Here is a 25,842-nt window from a genome sequence, read left to right as displayed (position 1 = left end):
TACGTGTCACCCTGTAGCGGAGGTGTTGTCGGAGGGGGACAAAGGTTGGATCACCAAGAGTTCGCCAATTCATCAGGTGCGTCGGCGGGGCTCGACGGGGCCGTGCATGACGCGAAGACCGCCATTGCCCGCAAGCTCCGGTACATCCGCCAGCAGCATCCCGAAGGTCCTTTCACCTTGGCGGGGTTGGCGGAACGCGCCGGGGTCTCCAAGCGGACCCTGGCGTCGGCCGAGTCCGTGGACGGGACGAACCTGACCGTCGAGACGTTGGTCAAAGTGGCTCACAGTCTCGGGATTTCCCGAGTCGGCTACTTCTTGGACGATCAGGTCTTCGAGCAGGTCAACTCGGAACTGGAATGGCTGAAGAAGATGCGCACCCAACGCATCGAGAGCGTGGCCCTGCGGCAGTCGGCGGCGCCTTCGGGACCGCCGGCGGCCTCCTCCCTGAACGAGCTGAGCCACCTCATCACGCATCTGGTCACCACTGCCGAGGCTGCCCGCGCAACCCTTGAGGACCTGCCCGGGAAAGACTCCCCTGACGACACTCAGCCGTGATAGTGATGCGCTGGCGACGCAGAGGCACAGATCCGCAGGCGGTATGGCTGCGTGAGCAGTGCGAGCGACGGGTCGATGCCTTGGGGCTGCCCAGCCGCAAGAAACTGTCGATCGACGCGTTGTGCGATCACCTCAGTCAGCTCTCCCAACGGCCCATCCAGCTCATGCCCTTCCCGCTGCCTCTGGGAAGCCCGGACGGCCTGTGGGTCTCCGCGGCAGGGGCGGAGTACGTCATCTACGAGCAGCGCCTCGCGCCGATCCACCAGCAGCAGGTGATCCTCCACGAACTGGGGCACCTCATCTGCGACCACGAAGCCACCCCCGTGCTCACCCCCGAGGCGTCCCGGCTCCTCCTACCCTCGCTGGACCCCGACCTGATCCGGCGGACGCTCGGACGGGAGCACTCACAGTCATCGGCCGAAGTGGAGGCCGAGTACATCGGCACCCTGATCGGCCGCCGCATCGGCACCTGGACAACGGAGCACGTCCGGCCGGTTCCCCCTGACATGCAAGAGCTCGTCGCCCGGCTCAGTGCGTTGGACAACCCCGCCTTCCGAGGGAGCAATGAATAGCGTTCTCTACCCCCTGTGCGCCGCGATAGCCTGCCTGGCGCTGCTCTACAAGCTTCGCGTGCTGCGCACCGACCGCTCTGTCACCCAGGTCGCCCTCGTCGGCAATTTCTTCTTCCTGTTCGTCACGTACACCGTCTCCACCCCCGTGGTCTGGGCGGCCACCAGCAAGGCCGTCGGCGTCGTCAACTTCTCCGGCCTGCTCACGCAGAGCTGCGTCATCCTGCTGACTGCCTGCCAGCAGGTCGTCCTGCTGCACCTGAGTCACGAGGCCTCCGCTGCCTGGCGCAAGGCACGACCGCGCCTGGTCGCGCTCGCACTGGTCCTGGCCGGCATGGTGGGCCTCTTCGTCGCGGCCACCAGCCGAGGCGAGAGGCCCGACGACTTCGCCATCGACAGTGCCCAGTACTACCCGGCCTACCTCGCCATCTATCTGCTGGCCTATGCGGCGAACCAGGTGGACGTCGGGGTGCTGGGCTGGCGCTACGCGAAGATCGCCCCGCATCCCTGGATGCGCCGCGGTCTGTATCTCATCGCCGCCACCCTGCCGTTCGCGCTCATCTACACCGGCTGCCGCACGGCGGACATCGTTGCCGCACAGTTCGGCGTGACCGGTCACGCATGGGAGCCGGTCGCCCAGATCGCCGTGACGATCGCCACCATCACCAAGACACTGGGCTGGGTGCTCCCGGACTGGGGCCGTCACCTCAGCGATGTCTGGCAGCGCATCGACGACCGCCGGGCTTTCGCCGACCTGGCACCGCTGCACCGGGCGGTCACCGGACAGGTACCGGAACCGGTCCTGCACCTGGAGCCCGACACGGACCTGCGCACCCGGCTCTACCGCCGGCTGGTCGAGATCCGCGATGCCCAATGGGCCCTTCGCACCTGGACTCCCGCCGCCGTCGCCGGGGCTGCGGAGGAACGCGCCCGCGCAGCCGGCCTGACCGAGACCGACCTGGCGGCCACGATCGAAGCCGCCCAGCTCAAGGCCGCCCTGCAGGCCCGGGCCGCACAACGTCAGCCGGTCCCGCACGCCCTCTCGCCGCGGGTGGCGGAGCCGCAGGACCTGGCCGCGGAACTCGCTTTCCAACGCAAAATGGCCCAGGCGTTCAGGACGTCCCCCATCGTGGCCGCCGTGGTCGCCGAGACCGAGTCCCTGACCAGCCCGTCCGCCCAGGAGAACACGTGACCCAGCAGGCCCCGACGCCGGCGCTCCACCAGCCGTTCGACCAGGAATTCTTCAACGATCCGTATCCCGTGTACGCACGGCTGCGGGCCGAGGGCCCGGTGCACCGGATCGCGCTCCCCGACAGCTCCGCCGTCTGGCTCGTCACCCGTGAACGCGACGTGCGGGCGGCCCTCACCGATCCACGGCTGTCGGTGAACAAGGCCCACTCCACCACCGGCTACCAGGGCTTCTCCCTGCCGGACGCCCTGGACCGCAACCTCCTCAACATCGACCCGGACGACCATCTGCGCCTGCGCCGACTGGTCTCCAAGGGCTTCACCCCACGTCAGGTCGAACGGCTGCGGGACCGGGTGACCGCCGCCGCGGAAGACCTGGCCGACCACCTCGCCGCGTTGGGCCAGGCCGACCTGGTCAGCGAGTTCGCCAACCCGCTGCCCCTCGTCGTCATCGGCGACCTGCTGGACGTCCCGCACGCCGACCGCCGCCCGTTCTCCGCATGGGTCAGCGCCATGTTCGCCCCCCAACACCCGGGCCACACCGCCGAATCCATCGACCGCATCCACCACTTCCTGCTCGACCTCATCACCACCCGGCGCGCACACCCCGGCGACGATCTGCTCTCCGCACTGATCGACGCCCGCGACGACGGCGACCGGCTCAGCGAGGACGAGCTGGTGTCGCTGGCCTTCCTCATCCTCATGGCCGGCAGCGAGAACGCCCAACACCTCATCAGCAGCGGCCTGTTGACGCTGCTTCGGCACCCCGACCAACTGGAGCTGCTGCGCTCCCGGCCGGACCTGATGCCCGGGGCGGTCGAGGAGATCCTCCGCTTCGCCCACCCCAACCAGATGGCCATCCGCCGTTTCCCCACCGAGGTGATCGAGATCGGCGGCGTACCCATCCCCTGCGGCGACACCGTGCTGCTCTGTCTCGCCTCCGCCAACCGCGACCCGGACCGCTATCCGGCACCGGACCGCTTCGACATCCGCCGCGCGGACGCGACACACCTCGCCCTGGGCCATGGACTCCACTACTGCCTGGGAGCCGCCCTGGCCCGGCTGGAGATCGGTACCGCCCTGGAAACCCTCCTGCGACGGTTCCCCGACCTGCAGCTCGCCGTGCCCGCGGAGACGTTGCAGTGGCGCGCCTCGTTCAGGTCACACGCGCTCAGGCAACTGCCTATCCGCACCGGACGGAGCGATGGCGTCCCCGCACGGCACTGAGCGGAGCCACCGCAGCGGCCGTCACCAGAAGTCCGGCGACTCGTCGCACACGGAGCTGAACCCCGTACAGGCCACCGCGGTCGCGGACAGGCCGAGGTTCTCGTACGACAGGTACTGCATGGATCGACGAATGATCCGTTCGGCATCCTTGCGGGCCTGCCCGAGTCGGCTGCGCCAGACCAACTCCTCGGCGATCCCGTACGCCCATGCACCGAACCAGGCGGCCTGCTGTGCGCACTGCAGCGACAGTGCGCTGCTGTAGGTGTCGTACGCCCGCAGCAGCTGGGAGGACAGGGCACTGTCCTGCTGCTGCGCGTGCGGACGCTCGTGTAACGGTGGAACCTGCTGACCGTCCATGAAGCGGGCAACCCGGGAGTACAGCAACTCGACTCCCTCAGCCACGTGTTGGACACTGCCTCCGCTCAGTGCCGACTCCTCCCAGAGATCTTCGAGCGGGTCCGGGGCCCCGATCGACGGCCGCAGGAGGGAAGGGCGATCCGCGCCACCGTCGGCCTGCGGTACGGAGAGGGGCCCCTCCACCGGGTACCCGCAGGTCTCCGCGTCCTCGCCCGCGAGGTCTTCCATGGCCGCGAAATGGTGCACGGCGTGCTCGAAGCGCAGCTGGGACCAGGCGTCTCGCGGGGCGCTCGGCCCGGTGAGCTGGCGCCAGACGGGGGTGATGTCCCAGGAGTAGCCCGTCACCCGCTCCACATGGCCGGAGGCGCGGGTGGCGAACACCGCGAAACGGCCGGTGAAGTCGTCCTGCACCTGGGTGTAGAGGCTGTCTCCGGCTTGCCAGGCCCCTCCCAGGCGGAACGGTACGCGTGGGGGGCCGGCTGCCGTTCTACCGCCGGCAGGGGGAAGGAGCACGTGGAGCGTCTCGCCGGCCAGCCGGTGCGCGGGGGCCACGAGGAAGGGGAGCCGCTGGTGTGAGCTTCTGGAGAGAGAGCCGTTCCGATCAGTTCCCATGCCGGCCCCTTGGCGCGGGACGGCACGGTGTCTCACCGGTGGATGGAGCAACGGCACGAGCGATGACGATCAATGGTCAACCCCCTCTGGCCCGCTTACGAAGGCCTCTGCGGCGAGACGATAGGCACACATGCATCGCGGTGCAACTTGCTGCTGGAGGGGTGCAATGAATTGCATCATCGTGGCGGGATCTCGACCCACTCGGAGAGGGGGACCACGACCGCTGTGAGCCCTGCACCGGCAGCGTCACACGAAGTCGACGACGAACATGACCGCACTCTACGACGTTTCCTGGCCCCCGACTCCGGGGGCGCCGCCACCACGCCTTGCCCCGAAGTGGACGGAAGTTGACTGTACGTCAGGCGTCACCGGCGAGTGTCAGTGGGCCCTGTCATAGTCGACGGGTCCGTCCGTATGGAGGTGCACTGCTGGGGGCGACGCGGTAGAACGGCCGCTGACTGTCGGCAGGTTGGGGCCGGTTGCCTGGTCCGAGGGGCTGCGGATGGCGGAACTGGTCTACGGGACCAGACGGCGATGGCCGACCGGCTGGCGCAGGCGTACAAGGAGGCGGGCGTCTAGAGCTGTCTTCTGCGGAACAGCAGGGGTCCGGTTGGTGTCGATGATTCCGGTACGGGGGCGGGCGTGGTGGTTGAGGGGGAGATGTGGAGGTACACCCGTTCCGGGCCCGTCGAGAACAGTTCTCGTTAGCATCTCGGCGGAAGGCATCGAGCAGAGGGGGACTCATGCTCTTGAAAAGGCTGGCCGCCGTGGGGACGGGCGTCGTGCTCATGGTGGGCCTGAGCAGTACACCGGCGAGCGCGACTCCGCGCACCACAGGTTTCCGCAATCAATCCACGGGCAAGCCGTGCCTGGACTTCCGGGCCGACTACGGGCCGTACGTCTTCTACTGCAACCGCACCGCGTACCAGCGGTGGCACTGGGACGACGACTACGAGTACACCGCGCTACGGCAGGTGGCAACCGGACTGTGCCTCACGCTCCGCAACAACCGACTGACCATGAAACCCTGTGCCGCCGCTGACAAGGCAGCTCTGTGGCAAATCGACGAAACGGACCCCAGGCTGATCAGGAACGGTGTGAGCCACCGCTGCCTCGCGCGGATGGCGAACGACCGCGTCTCCACTGCCCGGTGCACCGGGGGAAAGTCCCAACGCTGGAAGCTCCGGTAGCCCTCCGGGGCGTCGGACCGCCGGCTCGCGCCCTCGGTGGCGGCGTCTCCGATGCCCCGGCTCCGGACCGCCGTCCGCGCGCTGTGTCACATTCCCGGTGGCTGTGCCGTCCTCCTGCTGAAAGGCGTCCAGCACGCCACGAAGACACAGAGCAGAAGACACAGAGCAGAGGAGAGACCGCATGTCGGCAGCCGGGACAACGACCCACACAGCGACGCTCCATCGCTTTCACTCCGCCATGAACAGCGGCGAACCGGAGGTCGTGGCGAAGGCCATCGACGAGTTCGTCGCACCGGACCTGCTCTTCCACGCACCGGTACCGATGGGCGACACGGGAGCGGAGGCCCTGAAGCGGGTGTGGGAAGTGCTCCTGCGCGCATTCCCCGACATCCGGGTCAATATTGAGGAGACGATCACGGAGGGCGACAAGGTCGTCTCCAGGAACACGGTGACCGGAACACATCTGGGGGAGTACCAGGGCCTGCCGCCCACGGGGAAGACCGTCACCTACAACGAGATCTTCATCTTCCGCTTCGTCGACGGGCGGATCGCCGAGATCCGGGGCGTCGTCGACGTCCTCGCGCAGCTGCGCCAGCTCGGCGCCCTCCCGTCCTGACGAGGCGCCGCAGGCTCCGGGGCCACCGCGACTGAGGACGGCTGCGCCACCCCGACACGGCCGCCGTCAGGAGAGTGTCCCCACCCGGTCACTCTCCTTCTCCGCGCGGTCGACCCGCTCCGCACGGGCGAGGCTCTTCTCCCCGTCACCCTCATCGGTGGGGGTGACGCGCTGGCGCCTCGGGGCCCAGGCCGCCCCGGGGCGGCCTGGGCTCGGCCCCTCCCGGGATCCGCGACGCATTTCCTGCAAACCCTTGTCGATCCCGTTGCGTAGCCAGACCCCCACATGACGCTCCACCCACCGGTTGACGGCGTACGAGAGCACCAGCATGAGGGCGATGATCGACAGGAGCAGTACGGGAGCGGGCAGACGGTGCCGCAGCAGGGCGATGAGCGTAAAGCCGATGTACATGTGCAGCAGATACAGGGGATACGTCAACGATCCGGCCCGGCTCAGCCAGCGCCACCGCACTCCGTCGAACAGCCCGAGTGCGATGACCGCCATGAGGAGGAATGCCATCACCACCCCGATGCGGGCCGGCCAGTCATGTGCGGTCGCGGCCTTGTCCCCGAGGTTCATCACCACACGACCTTTTACATAGTGCTGGGCCAGCAGGAATTCGACCGTGACGATCGCCCACAGCAGCATGGTGGGTCGGAAACGGTGCATCAGGTAGAAGGCAATACCCGCGATGAAATAGGGGGAGTACGGCGCGACGGCCCATACCGAGAGGAAGCTGGTGTCGGCCTTGTAGGCGACCACGCCGGCGACCGTCCACAGACCGCAGAACAGTACGCACCTGCGGTAGGTGACGCCCTTGTAGACGACGAGGGCGAAGAGCAAGTAGAACTTCAACTCGACGAACAACGACCAGTAGACGTCGTCGAGATCGGACACTCCCACGCCCTGCTGCAGCATGGTGAGATTGGTCAGCACCGTCTCCAGACTGTCGGCACTGCGCACGCACGGCCACAACGTGAGGACGGACGCCGTCAGGATCACGGCGACCCAGTACGCGGGGTAGAGGCGCGAAACCCGGGACTTCACGAAATCGCCCAGGGTGCGTCCCCATGCGCTCATGCAGATGACGAATCCACTGATCAGGAAGAACACCTCGACGCCCAGCCAGCCGAACTGGGCGAGGTGGTAGAGCCCCGGCGAGAACGCCTGCGGATCGTCGCCCCACCCGTCGCGAAGGGTGAGGTAGTGGTAGCCGAGGACCATCAGCGCTGCCATGAACCGCAGCCCGTCGAGCACATAAAGTCTGGGGCGCCCGAGTGCCGATTCCGAAGGTGCCGGACCGTCAGGCGCGACCAGGCGCATACCGCGATTCCTCATTCTTCCCGGGGCGTCGTCCTCGCTCCCCGTGGGCGAGTGAGGAAACTGTCTCTTCGATCGTTGCAAACATCGGTGATGCTGTGCGGTAGGAGGCGGCGCACAGCGACACGTGAGCTGGTGCGGGAACATCAGGAATCGTCGGCAGGTGGTGTGGCGCTTGCCGGTGCGGGCACGGGCGTGGGTTCCGCCAGATGGCGGTAGGTTTCCGGCTTCGTGCGGGAAGACGGGCGGCCCCGGCCTTCGGTTCAGTCAGGGCACCGCATTTCTCCCTCGCGGCGACCGGCTTTCCCGGCCCGTCCTCGCCGACGGCGTCGCGGACCGCGGCGCTCGCAACCGACGTCAAGGTGCGTGATCGCCGGGCCTGGCTGATCACCCGGCGTTGCGCAGTCGGTCGCGGAAGAAGCGGAAGAAGCGGATGAAGTGGCGGGCGCCCGCTGAGACCTACTGCGGCGCGATCGAGACGGGTGCGCCGAAGTCCACCCTCACCCGAAGCGTCGTGAAGGAGGGGCGTGAGCCCCGACGGCCCAACTGGCTGAGAGAACGGCGGTGTTGACCGCCCCTTCACCGTGCCGCAGGATCCGCTCCGTCGAAGACCGCACGGCTCTGGATGATCTCCACCTGGTGTTCCTGCACCCAACGCACCATGTGTGTCACGGTGTCACTCAGTGATCGCCCCAGCGGGGTGAGCTCGTATTCGACGCGGGGCGGTACCTCCGCATAGGCCGTCCGCGTGATCAGTCCGTCGCGGGTCAGCGAGCGGAGTGTCTGGCTCAGCATCCGCTGGGACACCCCGGCAATCCGCTCGTGCAGGGCCGTGAAGCGCAGCGGCCCGTCGGCGAGCGTGGTGACGACCAGAACGGTCCACTTGTCTCCGACCCGGGCGAGCACGTCGCGCACGAGCGCGATGGTCGCCGCGCACTCCGGGCCGACCCCGGCGGCCGCCAACTGGGACCGCAATGCGGCATCCATCCGACTGTTCCCTCCCCGTGCGTAGCTGACTTCGAAGTGCGTAAGGGCGAGGCCTTGATCGCAGCGACCGCACCCCCTTACATACGAACGGTAACCAATGGGCGCTCGCCCGATCCGCCGCAACGTCACGCGAGGAAACATGACCGCCAACGCCGCCGGAACCACCGCACCGGACACCGCCACTGACGCACCGGTCAGCGGCGCGGTGCCGAAGGTGCGGCACGAGACCTTCACGGTCGACATCCACCTGCCCGCGCCTGCGAGCGCGGTGTTCGAGGCCTTCGCCGACACTCCGGTCCGGCGCCGGTGGTTCAAAATGCCGGGCCGCCAAGAGGCGTACCACCACGAATTCACCGTGAACGGCGGCGAGACGGCGTCCAGTGTCTTCACGGTCCCCGGCGCACCGCCGGAACGGCTCGCGTACGCATCCCGATACCTCGACATCACTTCCGGGGCGAGGATCGTGTACGCCTACACCTCCTGCGTGGACGACGTGCCGCGCTGGAGCTCGCTGGTGACCGTCGAACTGCGCACAGAGGCCGACGGCACCCACCTGAAGTGGACCGAGCAAGCAGCCTTCCTCACCCCTTCCGCAGAGCCCGAACACGACTTCCCCCACCTGCGCGGAGCCACCCGCCTGCGGCTGAACGGCCTCGCGTCAGCCTTGACCGCCACCGGCCAGGACGGCGAGCTTCCCGGAGGGAATGAGCATGGTGCGGATGCCGGCCCCTCGCACTTGGACGAAAGGGCCACCGGCTACCTGACCAACGGCTCTTGAGGTGCTGAGGCGGCCAGTGCGAGCACGGCACTGAGTGCGGCCGCGCCGTCGAGGAGGGCTTGGGAGCGAGCCGCGATGCCGGCGTCCCGGGCAGCCAGCGCGGAGGCGACGTCCTCCGACCGGCGGGCGCACCGCAGCTCCGGCATGAGGGTCCGAAGGGGCGCGATGCGGTAACCGGCCTTACGCAGTTGATGAACGATCCGCGCATCCCGCACCTGGGCCGGGGCGTACCGCCGTGTTCCTCGTACGGGGTCGCGCTCGGGGACCACGAGGCCCTCCGCATCCCAGTGCCGCAACGTCGAGGGCCGCACGCCCAGGGCGGTGGCGAGCTCGGAGATGGTCATCGAGTCCGATGCACGAACGTCGTCGATCGGTTCGCCGGAGATTGCCTGGGCGGCCTCCTTGGCCTGACTGAGTTCCGTGCGCTCCGCGTGGAGCCGGGCGTGCGCCGCGTCGAGAAGGGCAAGCGCCGTCTGCGAGGCGGGGAACCGGTGGACGGCCCTGACGATCTTCTTGGCCTCGGTCGGACCCACTCCCGCTGCCAGGGCCCGGTAGGCCAGCGCGGACCGCAGATGTATCTCTTGGTAGATCCGGTAGCCGGTCGCGGTGCGCGTCGCCGACGGAAGCACCCCGTCCCGCTCAAGATTGCGCACCTGCTGAACCGAGTACCCGGCACGCCGCGCGACATCGGCCGGGCGCATACCCCCCGATTTGAGACCTGACATCGCGAAGCCCCTCCACCTCAGCCTCAAAGCCTCCACAAGCACTTCAATGCAACGCTAGAGCACATGACCATGGATGAGATCATCAGTTTCGTGGACGGCCTCGAAGGCGTCCTGACCCTCAGGCCGGCACCCGGTGACGGCTCACCGGAAGTCGGCTGGGGCGACACGTTCTTCTACTACGCACCTGATGGCGTCACCCCGACAACGACCCAACCGTTCGCGACGGTCGTGACCAAGAACTACCCCGGCGACGAGGCATCACGTCTGGACCGCCCCGACACCTTCCGCGTGAACATCGCCGCAGGAAAAGAAGAGTTCATCCGGTGGACCGGTCACGCGCCCCGCGAACCGGCCACCACCGAGGCCGACCCCGGCACCGCCGACACCGTGCTCGCCCACCCCGTCTACGGCACCGTCGGCTGGCTTGCGGTGGTGAACCCGGGCCCGCGTACCGAAGCGGCCACCCATGAGCTGCTGTCCGCGGCCTACCACCGCGCACGCTCACGCTATGAACGGCGCGCCGGATCTTCGGAGCGCACGGCGCGATGACGCGACCGAGCCGTGGGCCCTGGACCGCGTGACGGGCAGCTCACAACCGGTCGCCGCGCCGGGACCACCCGCACGGGGCTTACTCGCACCGGGCCTACTCGTACGGGGCGCTCCGGATCAGAGCAGGCTGCCGCAGCCGTCGTCCAGCACGGCCGTGTGGCGAACCGCAGGGCGTTGTCCCGGCCATCTGGTGTGACGGGGCACACGACCTGCGGTGCGACCGATGAGTTACCGTTTCCGGACTTGTCGGACCGTCGCAGAGCCACGCGGAGAGAACGTTTGACTCCTCACAACCCAGCCCCTGCGCCTTCCGGTCCTTCTCCGAGGGGCGCCGTGCCCCATGTCCGTGGCCTGCGCTCGCGCCATCCCGTCGGACGGGCGGTGGCCCTGGCGGGCGTGGCGGCGGGCACGGCGGTGTTGCTGGGCGGGTGTGCGCAGGACGGTGCGCCCAAGAGCGCGGGGCATGCGGCTCCCGTTACCGGCCCGGCACAACTGTGGCCCGGTAGCAAGCCCGCGCCGGCGGCCCCGCCGGCCACGGGAGGGGAGGAGAGACCGCAGCCGCTGACCGCGGTGCCGCGGGTGCCGTCCGGGGACATCAGGAAGGTGTCCGCGGGGTCCGTCCTCCTGGCGCAGATCGACGCGGACAAGCGCCGCGACCAGCCGGTCTTCGAGGAGGGCGAGGAACGCAAGATCCGCTCCTGTGCCGACAGGCCGGGCACCGGCTCCTGTCCGGTGAAGGCCCCCGAGTACCACGATCTGACCGGCGACGGGAAGGACGAGCTGATCGTCGGCGTTCGGAGCGGCAGCAACCTCCTGATCATCTATGCCTACACGCTCAAGAACGGGGTGGTGACCTCGATCCTGGGCTCCACCAGTTCCCCGCAGTCGGTGGAGGTCGCCGACCACAAGCTGGTCATTCACGAGCCCGGCGACGCGGCCGGCTACGAAAGCCGCACGGTCTACGTCTGGGACGCGCGGCACCAGGTGATGACGATCCAGGACGTGGGCTACGGGCGGCGGGCCCCGGCCTCTGCAACCCCTTCGGGCAGGTGAGCCGTGCGCACTCTCCGGCCGCGTCCGCCACGGTGGCTGCATGCCTGGACGGCGACGCTCTACTGGAAGGCGGCCGTCTTCATCACCGTGATGTGCTGCCTGCTCGCCACGGTGCTCGGCATCCTGGTGCACGTCCTGGTCGACCGGCAGACCCAGGACCGTGCACGCCACACGGCGCTGGCGGAACTGGACCGCAGCACGTCCGCGTACGTCGCCGGGGACCCCCTCGACCGCAACGTGTCGGTGGACCCGTCGGACCTCCCCGCTCCGCTCCGCGAGATGACCGTGCGGCGGCACGAGCGCGGCACCCAACTCGCCACGCACCAGGGCCGCCCCGTGATGTGGGCGGCCACCCCCGTCACCGGAGGAAAGGTGCTCGCGCTACGGCTGGACTACAGCGAACAGGCGGCCTCACTCCGCGGCCTGGACGGGGCCATCATCGGCTCCTCCGCCGCCGCGATCGCCCTCACCCTGGGGGCCGGACTGGTCTCCGTCTCCCGCATCACCCGCCGACTGCACCACACCGCCCGCGTCGCCCGACGCATCAGCACCGGCGATCTCGACGCCCGCGTGAACGACCCCCGCTCCCGTCGTCCCGACCGCGCCCAGGACGAGGCCGCCGCCGTGGCGACCGCGCTCGACGCGATGGCCGCCAGCCTTCAGGCCCGATTGCACAGCGAACAGCGCTTCACCGCCGACGTCTCCCACGAGCTGCGCACCCCGCTCGCCGGACTCCACTCCGCGGCCGAGCTGCTACCGCCCGGCCGCCCGACCGAGATGGTGCGCGACCGCGTCCAGGCGCTGCGCGGGCTGACCGAGGATCTGCTGGAGATCTCCCGGCTCGACGCCCAGGTCGAGAGCGCCGACCTCGACATCCATCAACTGGGCCCCCTGGCCGAACGCGCGGTACGGGCCACCGGAACGACGACCGAGGTCCGCGTCGTGGGGGACGACCAGGTCGAGACCGACCGGCGCAGGCTCGAACGCATTGTGGGAAACCTTGTCGCCAACGCCCACAAACACGGCCGTGCGCCCGTCGTGGTCACCGTCGAGGCCCCCGTCATCACCGTGCGGGACCACGGCGACGGCTACCCGGCCTACCTCCTCGACCAGGGCCCCCAGCGTTTTCGGAGCCAGTCGGGCGGGTCCGACGCCGGCAAGCGGACCGGTCACGGCCTGGGCCTGACCATCGCGGCCGGCCAGGCACACGTCCTCGGCGCCACCCTCCGCTTCTCCAACGCCCCCGACGGCGGAGCCGTCGCCGAACTCCACCTCCCGCCGTCACCGGAGTCATTTCCAGGCGGCGTTCGGTAGCCCACCACCTTGGGACGGCCGACATGCCCGGCGCACCGGCGGCTCCCGGCTCGCTCACCCGGCCGGGGGCCGTTCTGGTGCGGCCAGCCAGTTCCCACGAGTACTGCCGTCCTCGTCGTCCAACAGGGTCAGCCGAGGTTGGTGAGGGGAAGCAGGCCACGTTCGGCGAAGACCTTCTTGGCGACGAGTGTCGCGTTGATCGACCGAGGCATGCCGCAGTAGACGGCCGAGTGCAGCAGCGCCTCGGAGATCTCGGTCGGCGTCAGGCCGACGTTGAGCGCCGCGTTGATGTGCACGTGCAGCTCGATTTCGCAACCGCCGAGCGCGGTGAGCACGCCCAGGGTGACCAACTGCCGTTCGCGAGGTGCCAGTTCGGGACGGGAGTACATGTCGCCGAACGCCCATGCCACCACCTGGTGGCCCAACTCGGGTGAGGTGTCCGCGAGCGAGTCGACGATGCGCTGTCCCGCTTCGCCGTCAACTTCCTCCAGCACCTTCATGCCGTATGCGTAGCGGTCTTCGCGGTTCATGGATGCTCCTCAGGGTCGGGTGTGCGTCCCGGTTCCGTCCGGTGCGCTGTGTCCAGCCTCGCCTGAGCGGCGCCCAAATCTGCTCCGTAGGCATTACTGCCTATACTTCCCATGCCTGGGAGGTATGGATGGAGCTAAGGCTACTCGGCTACGCCGTCGCGATCGCGGAAGAGGGCAGCATCAGCGCCGCGGCGCGGCGGCTGCATCTGACGCAGCCCACCCTCAGCCGCCAACTGACCGATCTGGAGCGGCAGTTGGGGACGAAGCTGTTCGTCAGGGAGGGGCGCGGTTTGACGCCGACGCAGGCCGGACGGGTTCTGGTCCGGCGTGCGGTCACCGTGCTCGCCGAGGCGGAGGCCGCTCTCAAGGACGTGCGCCTCGCCGCACAAGGCATGACCGGGCGACTGGTCGTGACCTTCGCCGGTTCGGGCATCAACGGACCGCTCGGTGCCGCGCTCGGGCGCGTACGGCGCGAACTGCCGCGAGTCCAACTGCAGTTGGAGGAAAGCTTCAACGACTCCGAGATGTCGAACGGTGTTCTGGAGGGGCGTTACGACCTCGCGGTCCAGCGCCTTCCGCTGCGCGATGCCCGGCTGGCCACCCAGGTGTGGTGGCGTGAACCGCTGACGCTGTTCCTCCCCGCCGGCCATCCGCTGGCCTACCCCTCCGAACCCGCCCCGCTCACCGCACTGGGCCAGATCCCCCTGGTCATCTGGCCGCGTGACGTCTCACCGCGCTCCTACGACGAGATCATCGCCCTGTGCCACGGCGCCGGCATCGTGCCGCAGATCGGGGCGGAAGGCCGTAGCGTGCAGACCCTACTGGCCCTGGTCGCGGCCAAGTTCGGCGCAGCCGTGCTCGCCGATTCGCACCGTGCGCTGCGCCGCATCGGAGTGACCCCCCGGCCACTGGCCCAGACCTCGACGACCTTGCACCTGGTGTGGCGGGCCGACGACACCAACCCTCTCGTCGAACGGATCCGCACCGTCCTCACCGAGGCGATCGGCGGATGAGACCGGTCGCGGCGTGGGGCGCTGCCCGTGCCGCGCCCTCGGTCACGCCGTGCGCGGTGGCGCATTCCGCGCCGGCCCCCTTCCGTCCCGACCGTGGGAAGCCGTACCGGTGGGGCCGGCGGCGGTGCGTGGACGCATTGCCAAACGAGTGTGGACTCAGCGCTGACGACAACCTGCCGGCGGCCCGGCATCGTAGGACGCGTCACCGGCCGCCGGGCCCATACGGCCCGGCGGCCGACCGAACGGACGACTTCCGTCCCACGCCTCACGCGTGATCACTAGCCGAAGGAATACCTCATGCGTATTCGACCCATAGCCGTTGGACTTGCCGCCGCTGCCGCGCTCTCGCTCGGCGCCGCGCTGCCGGCCGCCGCCGATTCCCACGCGACCGTCGCGTCCAAGGCCGCGAACCGGCACGTCAAGGTCTACGTGGACGCCAAGTACAACGGTGCGACCACCAGCTTCCACTCCAACCGCCCGCACCTGGGGGACGAGGGCTGGGGCGACAAGATCAGCTCCGCCAAGAACTTCGGCAACCGCACGGTCACCTTCTACAAGCACGGCAACTACAAGGGCGCCAGCTTCTCCCTGGCGCCGGGCGACCGGGAGGCGCACTTCGGCCACCGTGGCCTGAGCGACGCCGTGAGCTCCATCAAGTTCCGCTAAACAGCACGTTCCGTCAACGGTGGACTGCTGACGGGCGGGGTGCGGCCCACGGGCTGCACCCCGCCCCACCCGGCACCGCACTCGTCCCGCCCGCCACCCCACACCGCCCTACGCCCCACGCACACCGCGCCACGCACGACGAGAGGCAACCATGTCGCGCTCCCGCGCCCGGGCCGCCACCGCGCTCACGCTGCTTCTGGCCACCACCGCCTGCACCGCCGGGCACCAGGAATCACCCGCCGGGCACCCCACCGCACCGCCGTCCGCAAGCCGGCAGGCCGGGCAGCTGACGCTCCCGCTGGACGCCTATGCCTCGACCACGGCAGAGACCTACACGGTGGAAGACGCCCAGGACATCCTCATGCGCCGGTGCATGAACGACCGGGGCCTGGAGTGGAAGCCACTGCCCCGGGTGAGCGCCCAGGACATCGAGCCGCCGAACGTCGGCCGTTACGGAGCCGTCGAGGCAGATGCCGCTGACTTCGGCTACCACCCGCGCCCCGACCCGGCGTCGGTGGTACGGCGCAACCGCGCCTGGGACGAGCGCGAGGCTCTCCCCGCCGAGGTGCGACGCGCGGCCTACGGGACCTCCGGCAAGGGCGGGTGCCTCAAGACCGCCCAGCGCCAACTCGCCGGTGACAACGCACCACCCGACTACCACGCCTTCAACCAGCTGACCGGCACCGCGCTGGAAGCCGCCCGGCGCGCTCCCGAGGTACGCAGCGCCGTGCGCTCATGGCGTACCTGTATGGCGAAGGCCGGCCTCGCCTACGAGGATCCCCTGGCGGTCGCCGGCAGCCGCCGTTGGGAAACGGCCGAGCCCACGCCGACCGAACGCGACACCGCCCGCACCGACGTGGCCTGCCAGCGGTCGACGAAGGTCATGACGGTATGGGCAGCGGCCGAGATCCGCATCCAACGCCGCCTGATCAAGGAGAACGCCGGCCGTCTGGACGAGGCGAAGGCCCAAAAGGACCGCTGGCTGGCAGCCGCCCGCCGCGTACTGAACCGCGAGGACGGCTGAGTCGGACCAACCCTCGCCAGCCTCCCCCACGTTCCGCTGCACGTACCCACACCAGAAAGGGCACCTCATGCGTATCGGTTACATGGCCGCTACCGGCGCCGCCGTCGCCGCACTCTCGCTCGGCGCCGCGCTGCCGGCCGCCGCCGACGGCGTCCAGGCGAACGCCGGCGTCCCCAAGACGCGCGGGGCGAAGGTCATGGTGTACAAGCACGCCAATTTCAAAGGCATGCGCACGACCTTCACCCGCGCCGAGCCGAACCTGGCAGCCCGCGGCTTGTACCACGTGGGCTCCGCCATGAATCCGGGCAAGCGCACGGCCGTCTTCTACACCGGCAAGAACTACCACGGCGCCGCCTTCTCCCTCGCGCCGGGAAAGTACGTGACACACGCCGGTGACGGTGGCCTGCCGCACGGCTCCCTCCGCTTCCGCTGACGGCGCGCCGCGACGGCCGGGGCCCTCAGCCGGGGAGGGCACCGGCCGAGGGCCTACTGCTGCTCCTCCGCTCGCACCGGTGCGCCCGCCAAGTACGGCTTTCTCTGCGAGCTGACGGGCGAGGAGGCCGAGACCGGACCGCGAGTCCGGGTCACGGCGCTGCTCGACCCGCCGGTCTCGTTCGTCGCCACCCGCCCGCGCCGCGAGGTCTACGAGAAGTGTCTGCGGGCGGCCGGATTCAGCGAGCCGACCTGGCTACCGCTGGAGGTGTCCGACGCCGGTGTGCGCACGTTCGGTGCGGACTTCTGGACGGACTTCCGCGCCAACCCCCCGTTCGAGATGCTGCGCTGCCGCGCCTGACGACCGACCGGACCTCCCGTTGGCCCGACCTCTGGAATGCGGCTAACGGGGGCCGAGGCGCCGGTGGTTGGCCCTGGCCCTGTCCCTGGCCCTTCCGAAGGAGCGCACCGCCGCCTGATCGCTCCCGCTGGTGCTCGCTCCCCCTATTGATCGCTCCCCTCATTGATCGCTCGTGCCGCTGGTCGTTGCCGCCACTGGTGGTTCCGCTCCCGGCAGCGGTGCTGGAACCACGGCCGGGGCATGGCCGGCGATCCGCTCAGGGCGCGGGCCTGGGATCGATCCACAACGCCTCGGAGACCGCGCACAGTTCGCCCTCCGCCGTGGCGAGCGCCACGGCCACCATGTGCTTGCGGCCGGACTCCGACAGCAGCCACGCGTACACCACGTACCGCTCACCCGCGACGACCGGCCGCAGCACCGTGCCCGTGAGGGCTGCGGTGACCGCGCCCGGACGCTGGGTGCCGAGCAGGCGGCCGGCCCAGTTTCCCGGGCAGTCCAGGGCACCCCAGGCCAGTCGGGTCGGGAGGAGGCCGTCCGGGCCGGCGAAAGCGGGGGAGGGGACCCAGGCAGAGGCCACGAGGTCGCGACCCGGCACCGGCGTGCAGTGCAGGCGCAGGCCGTGGTCGGCCGTGCGCAGACCGCAGCCGAAGCAGTCGACCACACCGGACGGCGGGGCCGCCCGGAACCTGTCGGTCGCGGCCGTCGCCTCGTCCCACGAGGGCGCGGCCGGCGGGTCGAGCAGCAGCTCGGCGGGGCGCGCAGCGGCAAGGGGCCGCTCGGTCTCGCCCAGCTCCACGCCTCCTCCCGCGGTTTCGGCGATCCGCACGGGCACCTCCGTCGGCACGGGCCCACGGAAGTCCACCCGTACCGCCTTCGCCTCGGCTCGCTCCGCCAGTACGCCGGCGACGTAGCCGCCGAAGGCCACCCCGGGATAGCCGACGTACAGTTCTGGCACCACGATCGCGTCAGTCCTCATCATGGGCCCCATCTCACCGCATCTCCCGGCCGGCTGCTCCGGCCGGACCTGATTGTGCACCCTGCCCTCCTGTGCTGCCCTCCTGTGTCCTCGCCGCGGTGCGCGGCATCAAGGGCACCTGACGACCTGTCCGGCCCAGGACAGACCGCCGCCGAAGGCCAGCAGCAGGACCGGGGCGCCGGGGGAGAGCTCGCCGCGTTCGGTGAGCTTGGACAGGGCGAGCGGGACGGACGCGGCGGAGGTGTTGCCGGACTCGACGACGTCCTGGGCGATCACCACGCTCTCGGGCAGGTCGAGTTGGCGGATGACGGCGTCGATGATGCGCAGATTGGCCTGGTGGGTGACGACGCCTGCCAGGTCGGCCAGGGCCAGGCCGGCGTGTGCACAGGCCTCCCGGGCGACGGCGGGGAGTTCGCCGGTGGCCCAGCGGAAGACCGTCTGGCCCTCCTGGGCGAAGTGCGGGTGCCAGTCGTCGACCAGGCGGACAGCATCACCTCGGGTGGGGTCGGAGCCCCAGACGACCGGACCGATTCCGGCGACGGCGTCGGCGGCGTCGGTCGCGCTGAGCACGGCGGCGCCCGCCCCGTCGCCGAGCAGGACACAGGTGCGGCGGTCGGTCCAGTCGGTGACGTCGGACATCTTCTCGGCACCGACGACCAGGGCATGTCGGGCGGCGCCCGCGCGGATCGTGTGGTCGGCGCAGGCGAGCGCGGTGCAGAAGCCCGCGCAACCGTTGTTGAGGTCGAAGGCCACCGGCGAAGGCAGGCCCAGGCGTGCCGCGACCTGGGCGGCGATGGAGGGACAGCGGTCGATCGCCGTGCACGTTGCCACGGTGATCAGCCCGATGTCGGAGGGCGCCAGCCCGGACGCGGCGAGCGCCTTGGCGGCGGCCGCCGCGGCCATGTCGGTAACCGATTCGTCCGAGGCGGCGATGCGGCGGGTGGCGATGCCGGTACGGCGCCGGATCCACTCGTCACTGGTGTCGACCAGGGCGGCCAGGTCGTCGTTGGTCAGGACTCGCATCGGCTGGTAGTGGCCCATGGCGGTGATGCGGCTTCCCGGCACGGTGGAACGCACAGGTGATCTCCTCGGCTCGGCGACTGGGCGAGTCGGCGACTGGGTCGGCCGACGACTGGGTCGACCGACGACTGGGTCGGCTCGGCGACTGAGCTCCGGAATATAGCAACCGATCGGTCGGACGCTAAAGGGTGGCCGGTTCGGTAGGATGACGCCATGAGCCCTCGCAACTCCCGCGCCGAAGCCCGTAGGACCCGGGAACGCATCGTGGAGCGCGGCATTGCGCTCGCCTCGGTCGAGGGTCTCGAAGGGCTCACCATCGGGCGACTCGCCGCCGACCTCAAGATGAGCAAGGCCGGGGTGCTGGGGCACTTCGGCACCAAGGAAGCGCTCCAGCTGGCGACCCTGCAAGGGGCCGCGGCGGCCTTCTCGCGGTTGGTCTGGGAGCCCGTGGCCCACGAGCAGCCGGGCCTGCCCCGCCTGCGGGCCGTCCGCGACACCTGGATCGCCTACCTGGAGACCGGGCGGGACATCTTCCCCGGCGGCTGTTTCTTCACCGCCGCCTCCACCGAGTTCGACGCCCGCGACGGCCTCGTCCGCGACGCCGTGACCCGCCTGCTGCGGGCCTGGCGCCACCGCCTCGCCGCCGAAGTGCGCACCGCCGTCGCGGCGGGTGATCTGCCGACGGACACCGACCCGGATCAGGTCGTCTACGAACTGACGGGCCTCTACATGGCCCTGAACCAGGAAATCCAACTCTTCGCCGACCCCACGGCCGCCGCCCGCACCCGCCGTGCCGTGAACCGGCTCCTCGACCAGCCGTAGCGATCCGGGCACATCCGTGGCGCCTGGCCGCGCTCAGCTGCTGACTGACTACGGGGCCGGCGAGTGCACGCACACCGGCTCCAACCGACGATGCCAACCGCTTCGGAGTGCTGCGGACGTGGCCACGAGACGGTTGGACGTAAGCCAAGGGGCCCCACCACCTCACCCTTGCCAACCACCACCTCACCCTTGCCCCCGTCACCCTCGGACATGAGCTAGGCGCATTACCCTCGGATACGAGCTAGCGCAGCACTCCCGGACAGCACAGCTAGCGCAGCACCACCGTGACGCCCATCCGCTCCAGGAACGGCACCACCGCTTCGAAGTAGCTCAGCTCGCCGTCCGGGTCCACGCTGACACTCGCCAGGGCCTGTCGGGCCACGTCCGCGTCGTGCCAGACGAGCGTGAAGGGCATGCGGGGGGCCTCGCCGCCGCACTGGCAGCCGCGCAGCGCGTTCCAACACTGGTGCCATTGGTACCCCGGGCCGCCGACCGCCTCGCCGATTGCGCACTGCAGGCCCGGGATGTCGGTCGCATACCGCCCGTCCATCTCGCACACCGCGCCGGGCTCCCCGGGGCCCAAGCAGACCTCCGTGAACCGTAGCCACTCGCTGCGCCCCTCGGTCGGGAACCGCGCCCACGCGTTGCGTTCGCGGGGCGGACCCTCGTACCAGGCGTCCCACACGGGCCGGGCCGTGGGCGGAGAGGGCAGCCGGCGGAACAGACCGCCCTTGAGGGTCACGTCGATCAGCGCACCGCCCAGCAGGGAGGGACGGCACTCGTCGACCTCCACGTTGATGTGCTCCTGGACCGGGGTCGGCCGGCCCGTCCGGTCGAGGAGCCAGAGCTGCAGGTGGTCGCCCCCGCCGTGGCGGGGACGGACCATCCGGCGCAGCAGGCTCGGCGAGGGCTCGCAGCCGAGGAGCCGTACGGGTTGACGGGCGGGGGCAGGCCGATCACCGTACAGGCCGGCCACCCGCCGACAGCGGCCGAGCGGGGCACCGCTGGTGCCGTTCAGGAGGGTGACGTCCGCGCGCGCGGGCTCCTTGCGGTAGAAGGGCGGCGCGTCCGTCACCACGCACTCGACAACGAGGTCGAGCCGCGCGGGGCCCTCCGCGCTGTCCGTGCTGGGCCTGCTGCCGATGAGGACGACGTCGTCGAGCGCGCCGTAGTCATGGGTGTACGGATCCTCGGCGTCCACGTCGTGCACGCTGAGGTCCAACTCACCGAAGGGAACGGGAGCGTGCCGTGCACACTGCTCGGCCGCCTGGAGGAGCCGACCGGTGGGCGCGCACCCCAGGAGGGTCAGTCGCTCCCGGACCGCGGCCCGGTCCAGGAACAGCCCCTCGGCGTCGACGCACCGCGCCCACACCGTCTGCTCCCCATCCCACTCCTCGCTGGCGAGCGCGAAGCGCAGCGGCAGATCCCGCCCCCAGACAACCTCACGCAGAGAACCGTCCTCGTCCACGCCTGCCTTGCCCCCTCCGGCCTCCGACGGCCGAGTCGATCGTAGGGGCGGCGCCTGCGTGAGGGCTCTGCGTCGTGCTGCCGATCGAACGACGCAGACCACCGTGCTGCACTCCCCTTCATCAGGTGATACCTGGTCCGCGGCGACGGTTGGGGGCCCACCCCGGCCGCAGGCGGGAGCCACATGGGCGCGCTGCCGGAGTGAGCGGTGGCTACCGTCACCCTGCGGATGTAAACCCGTGGGGTGACGGGGCGGGGGTGGATGGCAACCCGTGGGTGGATGCTCCTCACCTGAGTCGGGTGACAGTGTTCCACCCAAGCGCACGGACCTTCGACACGACACCGATGCGCGACCACGGGTACAGCTAACGGGCAGTCAGCGCCGGTCAGTTCAGCCCGGATTCGTCAGGAGAACCAGGGAGGGGCCGTGACCACCACACCGTTCACCAGCCGAGACACCGTGACGCGCCGTCGCCTGTTGGGAGCCGCGCTGGCGGTCGGCGCGGCCGTACCGCTCGGCCTCGCCGGGTCGGCCCGGGCGGCCTCGGGCACGCCGGCCCCGGTGCGGCTCACCCTGCCTGCCCCGACCGGACCGTACCCGGTGGGCACGGTGGCGCTGCACCTCGTCGACACCGCCCGCCCGGATCCCGGGGCCGGGCAGGGGCGCCATCGGGAGCTGATGGCGAGCGTCTGGTATCCCGCCCGGGACGTCGAACGGTACCCGCCGGCGCCGTGGATGTCCGCCGCCGCGCTGCGGGGGCTACTCGCGACCGCGGGGTTCGACGCCGACGCCGCACAGGCGCCGCTCACCGCCGGCCGCCAGGGCGCCCCCGCGCGGCGGAGCGGCCGAAAGCTGCCCGTCGTCGTGTTCTCGCACGGCGCCCACAGCCACCGCGCCGACCACACCGTCATGGTGCAGGAACTCGCCAGCCACGGCTACGTGGTGGTGACGGTGGACCACACCTACGACGCTTTCACCGAGTTCCCCGAGGGGCGGGTCCTCGCCCCGGACGAGGACCCGCAGCACGCGATGGGGCCGGCAGACTTCGCCACAGATATCCGGTTCGTCCTCGACTGCGTCGAGGATCTCGCCGCCGGGCGCAATCCCGGCGCCGACGGCCGCCCGCTGCCGGAGGGCCTGACCGGCGCGATAGACCCGCGGCGCATAGGCATGTTCGGCTGGTCGAAGGGTGGGACGGCGACCGCCCGCGTCATGCTCGACGACCCGCGCGTCCGAGCCGGGCTGAGTCTCGACGGCCCGATGCTGCCCACCATCACCGGGGACCTCCACCGGCCGTTCATGATGATGACCGCCCAGTTCACCCGGGCCCAGGAGCCCAGCGTCGCAGAGTTCTGGACGCACCTGCGCGGGTGGCGGCTCAACATCCAGGCCGAAGGTGCCGTCCACTCGTCCTACGGTGACAATCAGGTGCTGGTCCCGCAGCTGGCTAAGGCAGTGGGGATGAGCGACGAGCAGCTTCGCCGCTGGATCGGCACCCTCGCCCCGGCCCGGGCGGTGCGCATCCAGCAGGCGTACCCGCTCGCGTTCTTCGACCGGCACCTGCGACACCGACGCGGGCACCTGCTCGACGGCCCGTCCCGCGCGTTCCCGGAGGTGACCTTCCTGCCGTGAGACGCCGGACGCGGCGCCCCAGCCGTGGGCGCCGCGGTCCGGTGACGAGGTCCCGCCATCGGTCGGGAGAGTCGGAACGAACTTGACCAAGCAGCACGGACCACCGACCACCGAGTACTGAGAACCGACCACAGAGCACCGGGCACCGAGCACTGACCGAAGAGCGCGAGCACCGAGCACTGACCAAAGAGCGTGAGCACCGAGCATTGAGCGCTGACCACAGAGCGCCGAGCATTGAGCGCTGAGCATTAGTGGGGGAGTGGGAGGTCCGACGCTGCGGTGATGCTGCTGGTGATCATGGCGGTGTGGTACATCATGAAGCCGATGCAGGCGTGTGCATGCGTGCCGGGGTCGGGGTCCGGGTGGCTCGGCACGTGCGAGAAGCTGTCCGCCGGCATGAACCGGTAGCCCGAGGGCGGGTTTTGCCGGGCTCGCTGGGTGTAGCAGCTGGACACGGCGCCGGGAGACGGGGTCAGCTCCGCGGGTTCAGTGGTGATGAAGGGGCTGTCGAAGTCGATGACTTCGCGTATGAACCCCGAGGGCTTCATCGCAGCGATGAACTTCCGCATGGCCTGGATGCCGGAGCTGAACGAGGTGACGCCCACGTCCGTAAGATTCGGCGGCGGCAGGAACGGGAGCAACGCGGCCTGAGTGGCCGCTGTGATGTTGCTGAGGGTCGCCACCGGGTCGATGGAGAACATGTTCTGCTGAGGATCGACGCCGAGCGCGGCCATAGTGGTGAACGGGACCAGCAGTGGAACACGCCGGACGGACGCCAACTGGCCGCCCTGGAGGGCCACATACCGCTGCAGGCGGCCGGACCAACCGCCGGTGAAGGTGGGATAGTCGGCTTCCGCTGCGTGGATGACGGGGGGCTGCGGCGGGGGCCGTAGCTGGACGACTGTCGGGTGGAAGAAGACCTGTATTCGGGAGAAGTCGATGGTGCCGAACGGCACCGCGACACCCACCCAGAAGACGCGATTGTCCTTGGTGACCTTGAACAGGAATTCGTGGATCGTCGTGGTCAGCTGTATCTCTTCGAGGAAGTCACCCTGCATCACCGGTTTGATCACCGGATTGGTCACGACGTGCGGAAGCGTCAGGGTGAGGGGGTTGGTTTGCGTCACCGTGATGTTCATGGTTGCCCTCTCACCTACTCGGTGACCTCGATTATTCAGTGACCCCGATTACTCGGTGATCCCGATTACTCGGTGACTTCGATTCCAGGAGGACCTGGAGGACCTGGAGGACCTGGATGCGGAAGCGATGCGGACGCGATGCGGAAGTGCACCTATGCCGCTTGCAGTTGGGACACGCTGCTGTTGGCACACCGCTGCGGTCGCGACACTCGGGACACACACTCGGGGCATTGAGACCGCTGCCGTCCTCGCTGCCGTCCTCTGTGTCCTCGCAGCAGTGCGCGGGACCGTGTGAACCGGCCCTCTCAACTTCAGGAGACACCCGTCACTCGGCACCCGCAACTGCGGCTGCCGCGACGGACAGCAGTTGTCAAGTCAACGACTCAGTGGAGGGCGTACGGGTGACGGGCAGCAAGCCGCGGAGCGTGACGCGGCCCAACGGCTGACGCGCCGGGTAGTCACCCTGGGCAACCGTGCATGACCGGCTTGGCGCCGCCGCGATTCGATAGGCTGAAATTGGCCACTCAGGACGCAGGGAAGGATCACCGATCCCCGGCGAGGGAGGTCGATCATGGGCGGTCTGCTTGCGGGTTCGCGGATGGTCGCGGTCTATCTCAATGATCACTTGGCCGGTGCCACAGCCGGTGTTGAGCTTGCCCGGCGCATGGCCCGGGAGTACCAGGATTCGGACTGCGGCGGGGAATTGAAGGACCTTGCCGCGGAGATCTCGCTGGACCGGCAAGCTCTTCTACGGCTCATGGCCTCCCTGGACGTTCCTGCTCGTCGGTACAAGATCTACGGAGCCTGGGCGGGTGAGAAGGTCGGGCGACTGAAGCCCAACGGCCGTGTGATCCGTCGTTCCGGTCTCAGCATGATCGTCGAGCTGGAGGGAATGCGTCTCGGCGTCGAAGGTAAGGCACTCCTCTGGCGCACTCTCCTCGGCTGGGCTCCCCGGGAGCCCCGTCTGGATACCCGACGGCTCCAGGAACTCCTGAACGGCGCGCGACAGCAGACCGAGACACTGGATGCCTTGCACACCAGGGCCGTTCAGAACTTTCTGACCGACCGGTCCGGTTAACGGAATCTGACCGACCGGTCCGGTTAACGGAATCTGACCGACGGGCCCGGTCAACGGAACGCGGAAGCCGACCGATGAGCCCGCCACCGCCGACCGCCGCGCACGGTCTGTCCCTCCTGTGGGCACGACCACCTCGCGGCCCGGCCCCGGGCCGGGCCCTATCACCTCGAAGGTGAAGGCGCCTCGTGAGCCCGATGCTCGTTGCACGCGCCCAAGGCCTGCTCAACGCAGGCGGCGGAGCATGGGCCCTGCTGTGCCAGCACAGCTTCGAGCGCTACTTCGGGCCACGGACAAGGTGCGCCGCAGCCACGCGCTGGACGCCAACATCGAGGCCGGCCGGGGCGCGGCACGCGTTCCCCTCTCTGTCCCCGCGGGCTCGTCGCCTCCTCCGCCACCACATCACTGTCGCTGTTGAAGACATGGGCAACGAGCAGCGGAGCCTGGGTCTCTTGGGCGATTGACTCGGCAGGTCTGCCACCGCGACGAAGCTGCACGATCTGCCACCCACCGTCCTGAGCCGACCAGCACATCTCACCGCCTGCCTTCTCCATAGCAGGAAGTTCCGCCAGAGGTCTGTCGCGCCGCGCTCTCACGAAAGATCCGAAGAATCCGAATCCCATGGGCGAAGACCAGAGGCCCCA

26 protein-coding genes are annotated in these 25,842 nt (G+C 69.5%); 17 read left to right on the top strand and 9 right to left on the bottom strand.

Annotated elements, in window-relative coordinates; all coding sequences use genetic code 11:
- Nucleotides 1–45 precede the first annotated feature (45 nt).
- From AB0G35_RS15455 to AB0G35_RS15440, 4 genes are all read left to right on the top strand, one after another.
- Nucleotides 46–555 carry a helix-turn-helix domain-containing protein gene (locus AB0G35_RS15455; protein WP_360948725.1) on the top strand — a complete coding sequence of 170 codons (510 nt, stop codon included), beginning with the start codon at nt 46–48 and terminating at the stop codon, nt 553–555.
- 80 nt (nt 556–635) lie between these two features.
- A complete protein-coding gene (locus tag AB0G35_RS15450; RefSeq protein ID WP_360948724.1) occupies nt 636–1,127 on the top strand; it encodes an ImmA/IrrE family metallo-endopeptidase in 492 nt (163 codons plus the stop codon).
- Nucleotides 1,120–2,316 carry an MAB_1171c family putative transporter gene (locus tag AB0G35_RS15445; RefSeq protein WP_360948723.1) on the top strand — a complete coding sequence of 399 codons (1,197 nt, stop codon included), beginning with the start codon at nt 1,120–1,122 and terminating at the stop codon, nt 2,314–2,316. Before AB0G35_RS15450 ends, AB0G35_RS15445 begins: the two co-directional genes overlap by 8 nt.
- A complete protein-coding gene (locus AB0G35_RS15440) occupies nt 2,313–3,539 on the top strand; it encodes a cytochrome P450 (protein ID WP_360948721.1) in 1,227 nt (408 codons plus the stop codon). Before AB0G35_RS15445 ends, AB0G35_RS15440 begins: the two co-directional genes overlap by 4 nt.
- A 21-nt stretch (nt 3,540–3,560) precedes the next feature.
- Here the strand turns inward: AB0G35_RS15440 and AB0G35_RS15435 are convergent, their stop codons facing one another.
- Nucleotides 3,561–4,307: a hypothetical protein gene (locus tag AB0G35_RS15435; RefSeq protein ID WP_360948719.1), complete on the bottom strand. Its 747-nt coding sequence runs from the start codon at nt 4,305–4,307 to the stop codon at nt 3,561–3,563.
- A gap of 944 nt (nt 4,308–5,251) precedes the next feature.
- Between AB0G35_RS15435 and AB0G35_RS15430 the strand changes: the two genes are divergently transcribed.
- Together AB0G35_RS15430 and AB0G35_RS15425 are read left to right on the top strand one after the other, a co-directional pair.
- Complete coding sequence (locus AB0G35_RS15430) at nt 5,252–5,698, top strand: RICIN domain-containing protein (protein ID WP_360948717.1); 447 nt, start codon at nt 5,252–5,254, stop codon at nt 5,696–5,698.
- 181 nt (nt 5,699–5,879) lie between these two features.
- On the top strand, nt 5,880–6,314 hold the full coding sequence (locus AB0G35_RS15425) for an ester cyclase (RefSeq protein WP_360948715.1): 435 nt from the start codon (nt 5,880–5,882) through the stop codon (nt 6,312–6,314).
- 66 nt (nt 6,315–6,380) lie between these two features.
- Here AB0G35_RS15425 and AB0G35_RS15420 read toward each other — a convergent pair whose 3' ends face one another.
- Together AB0G35_RS15420 and AB0G35_RS15415 are read right to left on the bottom strand one after the other, a co-directional pair.
- Complete coding sequence (locus tag AB0G35_RS15420; protein WP_360948713.1) at nt 6,381–7,637, bottom strand: acyltransferase; 1,257 nt, start codon at nt 7,635–7,637, stop codon at nt 6,381–6,383.
- A gap of 576 nt (nt 7,638–8,213) precedes the next feature.
- Nucleotides 8,214–8,621: a helix-turn-helix domain-containing protein gene (locus AB0G35_RS15415; RefSeq protein WP_360948711.1), complete on the bottom strand. Its 408-nt coding sequence runs from the start codon at nt 8,619–8,621 to the stop codon at nt 8,214–8,216.
- 139 nt (nt 8,622–8,760) lie between these two features.
- Between AB0G35_RS15415 and AB0G35_RS15410 the strand changes: the two genes are divergently transcribed.
- Nucleotides 8,761–9,399, top strand: a complete 639-nt coding sequence (locus AB0G35_RS15410) for an SRPBCC domain-containing protein (protein WP_360948709.1) — start codon at nt 8,761–8,763, stop codon at nt 9,397–9,399.
- Here AB0G35_RS15410 and AB0G35_RS15405 read toward each other — a convergent pair.
- Nucleotides 9,378–10,100 (bottom strand): MerR family transcriptional regulator, encoded by a 723-nt coding sequence (locus AB0G35_RS15405; RefSeq protein WP_360948945.1) that lies wholly within the window; start codon nt 10,098–10,100, stop codon nt 9,378–9,380. The genes AB0G35_RS15410 and AB0G35_RS15405 overlap by 22 nt on opposite strands.
- Nucleotides 10,101–10,187: 87 nt before the next feature.
- On the opposite strand from AB0G35_RS15405, the gene AB0G35_RS15400 reads away from it, so the two are divergent.
- From AB0G35_RS15400 to AB0G35_RS15390, 3 genes are all read left to right on the top strand, one after another.
- Nucleotides 10,188–10,673, top strand: a complete 486-nt coding sequence (locus AB0G35_RS15400) for a DUF6194 family protein (RefSeq protein WP_360948707.1) — start codon at nt 10,188–10,190, stop codon at nt 10,671–10,673.
- Nucleotides 10,674–11,006: 333 nt separating this feature from the next.
- Nucleotides 11,007–11,726 (top strand): hypothetical protein, encoded by a 720-nt coding sequence (locus tag AB0G35_RS15395; protein WP_360948705.1) that lies wholly within the window; start codon nt 11,007–11,009, stop codon nt 11,724–11,726.
- Nucleotides 11,727–11,729: 3 nt separating this feature from the next.
- A complete protein-coding gene (locus tag AB0G35_RS15390; protein WP_360948703.1) occupies nt 11,730–13,040 on the top strand; it encodes a HAMP domain-containing sensor histidine kinase in 1,311 nt (436 codons plus the stop codon).
- Nucleotides 13,041–13,168: 128 nt separating this feature from the next.
- Here the strand turns inward: AB0G35_RS15390 and AB0G35_RS15385 are convergent, their stop codons facing one another.
- A complete protein-coding gene (locus AB0G35_RS15385) occupies nt 13,169–13,570 on the bottom strand; it encodes a carboxymuconolactone decarboxylase family protein (RefSeq protein ID WP_360948701.1) in 402 nt (133 codons plus the stop codon).
- Between the two features lie 128 nt (nt 13,571–13,698).
- Between AB0G35_RS15385 and AB0G35_RS15380 the strand changes: the two genes are divergently transcribed.
- The 4 genes from AB0G35_RS15380 to AB0G35_RS15365 all read left to right on the top strand — a co-directional run bounded on the left by AB0G35_RS15380 (nt 13,699) and on the right by AB0G35_RS15365 (nt 16,706).
- Complete coding sequence (locus AB0G35_RS15380) at nt 13,699–14,583, top strand: LysR family transcriptional regulator (RefSeq protein WP_360948699.1); 885 nt, start codon at nt 13,699–13,701, stop codon at nt 14,581–14,583.
- Between the two features lie 297 nt (nt 14,584–14,880).
- Nucleotides 14,881–15,249: a peptidase inhibitor family I36 protein gene (locus AB0G35_RS15375; RefSeq protein ID WP_360948697.1), complete on the top strand. Its 369-nt coding sequence runs from the start codon at nt 14,881–14,883 to the stop codon at nt 15,247–15,249.
- 151 nt (nt 15,250–15,400) lie between these two features.
- The gene (locus tag AB0G35_RS15370; RefSeq protein WP_360948695.1) at nt 15,401–16,273 is read left to right on the top strand and encodes a hypothetical protein; all 873 of its coding nucleotides are present in this window, start codon (nt 15,401–15,403) and stop codon (nt 16,271–16,273) included.
- Nucleotides 16,274–16,340: 67 nt separating this feature from the next.
- Complete coding sequence (locus tag AB0G35_RS15365; RefSeq protein ID WP_360948693.1) at nt 16,341–16,706, top strand: beta/gamma crystallin-related protein; 366 nt, start codon at nt 16,341–16,343, stop codon at nt 16,704–16,706.
- Nucleotides 16,707–17,322: 616 nt separating this feature from the next.
- Here the strand turns inward: AB0G35_RS15365 and AB0G35_RS15360 are convergent.
- Both AB0G35_RS15360 and AB0G35_RS15355 read right to left on the bottom strand, forming a co-directional pair.
- The gene (locus AB0G35_RS15360) at nt 17,323–18,024 is read right to left on the bottom strand and encodes a hotdog fold domain-containing protein (RefSeq protein WP_360948691.1); all 702 of its coding nucleotides are present in this window, start codon (nt 18,022–18,024) and stop codon (nt 17,323–17,325) included.
- Nucleotides 18,025–18,150: 126 nt separating this feature from the next.
- Nucleotides 18,151–19,107, bottom strand: a complete 957-nt coding sequence (locus tag AB0G35_RS15355) for a beta-ketoacyl-ACP synthase III (RefSeq protein WP_360948943.1) — start codon at nt 19,105–19,107, stop codon at nt 18,151–18,153.
- Between the two features lie 168 nt (nt 19,108–19,275).
- Between AB0G35_RS15355 and AB0G35_RS15350 the strand changes: the two genes are divergently transcribed.
- Nucleotides 19,276–19,884: a TetR/AcrR family transcriptional regulator gene (locus AB0G35_RS15350; protein ID WP_360948689.1), complete on the top strand. Its 609-nt coding sequence runs from the start codon at nt 19,276–19,278 to the stop codon at nt 19,882–19,884.
- A gap of 268 nt (nt 19,885–20,152) precedes the next feature.
- Here AB0G35_RS15350 and AB0G35_RS15345 read toward each other — a convergent pair whose 3' ends face one another.
- Nucleotides 20,153–21,352, bottom strand: coding sequence for a hypothetical protein (locus AB0G35_RS15345; RefSeq protein ID WP_360948687.1), 1,200 nt, complete (start codon nt 21,350–21,352; stop codon nt 20,153–20,155).
- A 426-nt stretch (nt 21,353–21,778) separates the two neighbouring features.
- Between AB0G35_RS15345 and AB0G35_RS15340 the strand changes: the two genes are divergently transcribed.
- Nucleotides 21,779–22,984: an acetylhydrolase gene (locus AB0G35_RS15340; protein WP_360948685.1), complete on the top strand. Its 1,206-nt coding sequence runs from the start codon at nt 21,779–21,781 to the stop codon at nt 22,982–22,984.
- 248 nt (nt 22,985–23,232) lie between these two features.
- Here the strand turns inward: AB0G35_RS15340 and AB0G35_RS15335 are convergent, their stop codons facing one another.
- Nucleotides 23,233–24,123: a hypothetical protein gene (locus AB0G35_RS15335; RefSeq protein ID WP_360948683.1), complete on the bottom strand. Its 891-nt coding sequence runs from the start codon at nt 24,121–24,123 to the stop codon at nt 23,233–23,235.
- Nucleotides 24,124–24,694: 571 nt separating this feature from the next.
- On the opposite strand from AB0G35_RS15335, the gene AB0G35_RS15330 reads away from it, so the two are divergent.
- A complete protein-coding gene (locus AB0G35_RS15330; RefSeq protein WP_360948681.1) occupies nt 24,695–25,201 on the top strand; it encodes a hypothetical protein in 507 nt (168 codons plus the stop codon).
- The last annotated feature ends 641 nt before the right edge of the window (nt 25,202–25,842 follow it).

The organism is Streptomyces sp. NPDC021749 (assembly GCF_040640655.1).
GTDB lineage: Bacteria > Actinomycetota > Actinomycetes > Streptomycetales > Streptomycetaceae > Streptomyces.
The sequence above is the reverse complement of the archived record's forward strand: the minus strand, read 5'-3'. Positions and strand labels throughout refer to the sequence as shown.

Bases quoted from the DNA above. Each gene is read 5' to 3' on its own strand.
- AB0G35_RS15445 (WP_360948723.1), top strand. From the start codon at position 1,120: ATGAATAGCGTTCTCTACCCCCTGTGCGCCGCGATAGCCTGCCTGGCG.
- AB0G35_RS15430 (WP_360948717.1), top strand. From the start codon at position 5,252: ATGCTCTTGAAAAGGCTGGCCGCCGTGGGGACGGGCGTCGTGCTCATG.
- AB0G35_RS15425 (WP_360948715.1), top strand. From the start codon at position 5,880: ATGTCGGCAGCCGGGACAACGACCCACACAGCGACGCTCCATCGCTTT.
- AB0G35_RS15420 (WP_360948713.1), bottom strand. From the start codon at position 7,637: ATGCGCCTGGTCGCGCCTGACGGTCCGGCACCTTCGGAATCGGCACTC.
- AB0G35_RS15415 (WP_360948711.1), bottom strand. From the start codon at position 8,621: ATGGATGCCGCATTGCGGTCCCAGTTGGCGGCCGCCGGGGTCGGCCCG.
- AB0G35_RS15410 (WP_360948709.1), top strand. From the start codon at position 8,761: ATGACCGCCAACGCCGCCGGAACCACCGCACCGGACACCGCCACTGAC.
- AB0G35_RS15405 (WP_360948945.1), bottom strand. From the start codon at position 10,100: ATGCGCCCGGCCGATGTCGCGCGGCGTGCCGGGTACTCGGTTCAGCAG.
- AB0G35_RS15400 (WP_360948707.1), top strand. From the start codon at position 10,188: ATGACCATGGATGAGATCATCAGTTTCGTGGACGGCCTCGAAGGCGTC.
- AB0G35_RS15385 (WP_360948701.1), bottom strand. From the start codon at position 13,570: ATGAACCGCGAAGACCGCTACGCATACGGCATGAAGGTGCTGGAGGAA.
- AB0G35_RS15380 (WP_360948699.1), top strand. From the start codon at position 13,699: ATGGAGCTAAGGCTACTCGGCTACGCCGTCGCGATCGCGGAAGAGGGC.
- AB0G35_RS15375 (WP_360948697.1), top strand. From the start codon at position 14,881: ATGCGTATTCGACCCATAGCCGTTGGACTTGCCGCCGCTGCCGCGCTC.
- AB0G35_RS15370 (WP_360948695.1), top strand. From the start codon at position 15,401: ATGTCGCGCTCCCGCGCCCGGGCCGCCACCGCGCTCACGCTGCTTCTG.
- AB0G35_RS15365 (WP_360948693.1), top strand. From the start codon at position 16,341: ATGCGTATCGGTTACATGGCCGCTACCGGCGCCGCCGTCGCCGCACTC.
- AB0G35_RS15350 (WP_360948689.1), top strand. From the start codon at position 19,276: ATGAGCCCTCGCAACTCCCGCGCCGAAGCCCGTAGGACCCGGGAACGC.
- AB0G35_RS15335 (WP_360948683.1), bottom strand. From the start codon at position 24,123: ATGAACATCACGGTGACGCAAACCAACCCCCTCACCCTGACGCTTCCG.
- AB0G35_RS15330 (WP_360948681.1), top strand. From the start codon at position 24,695: ATGGGCGGTCTGCTTGCGGGTTCGCGGATGGTCGCGGTCTATCTCAAT.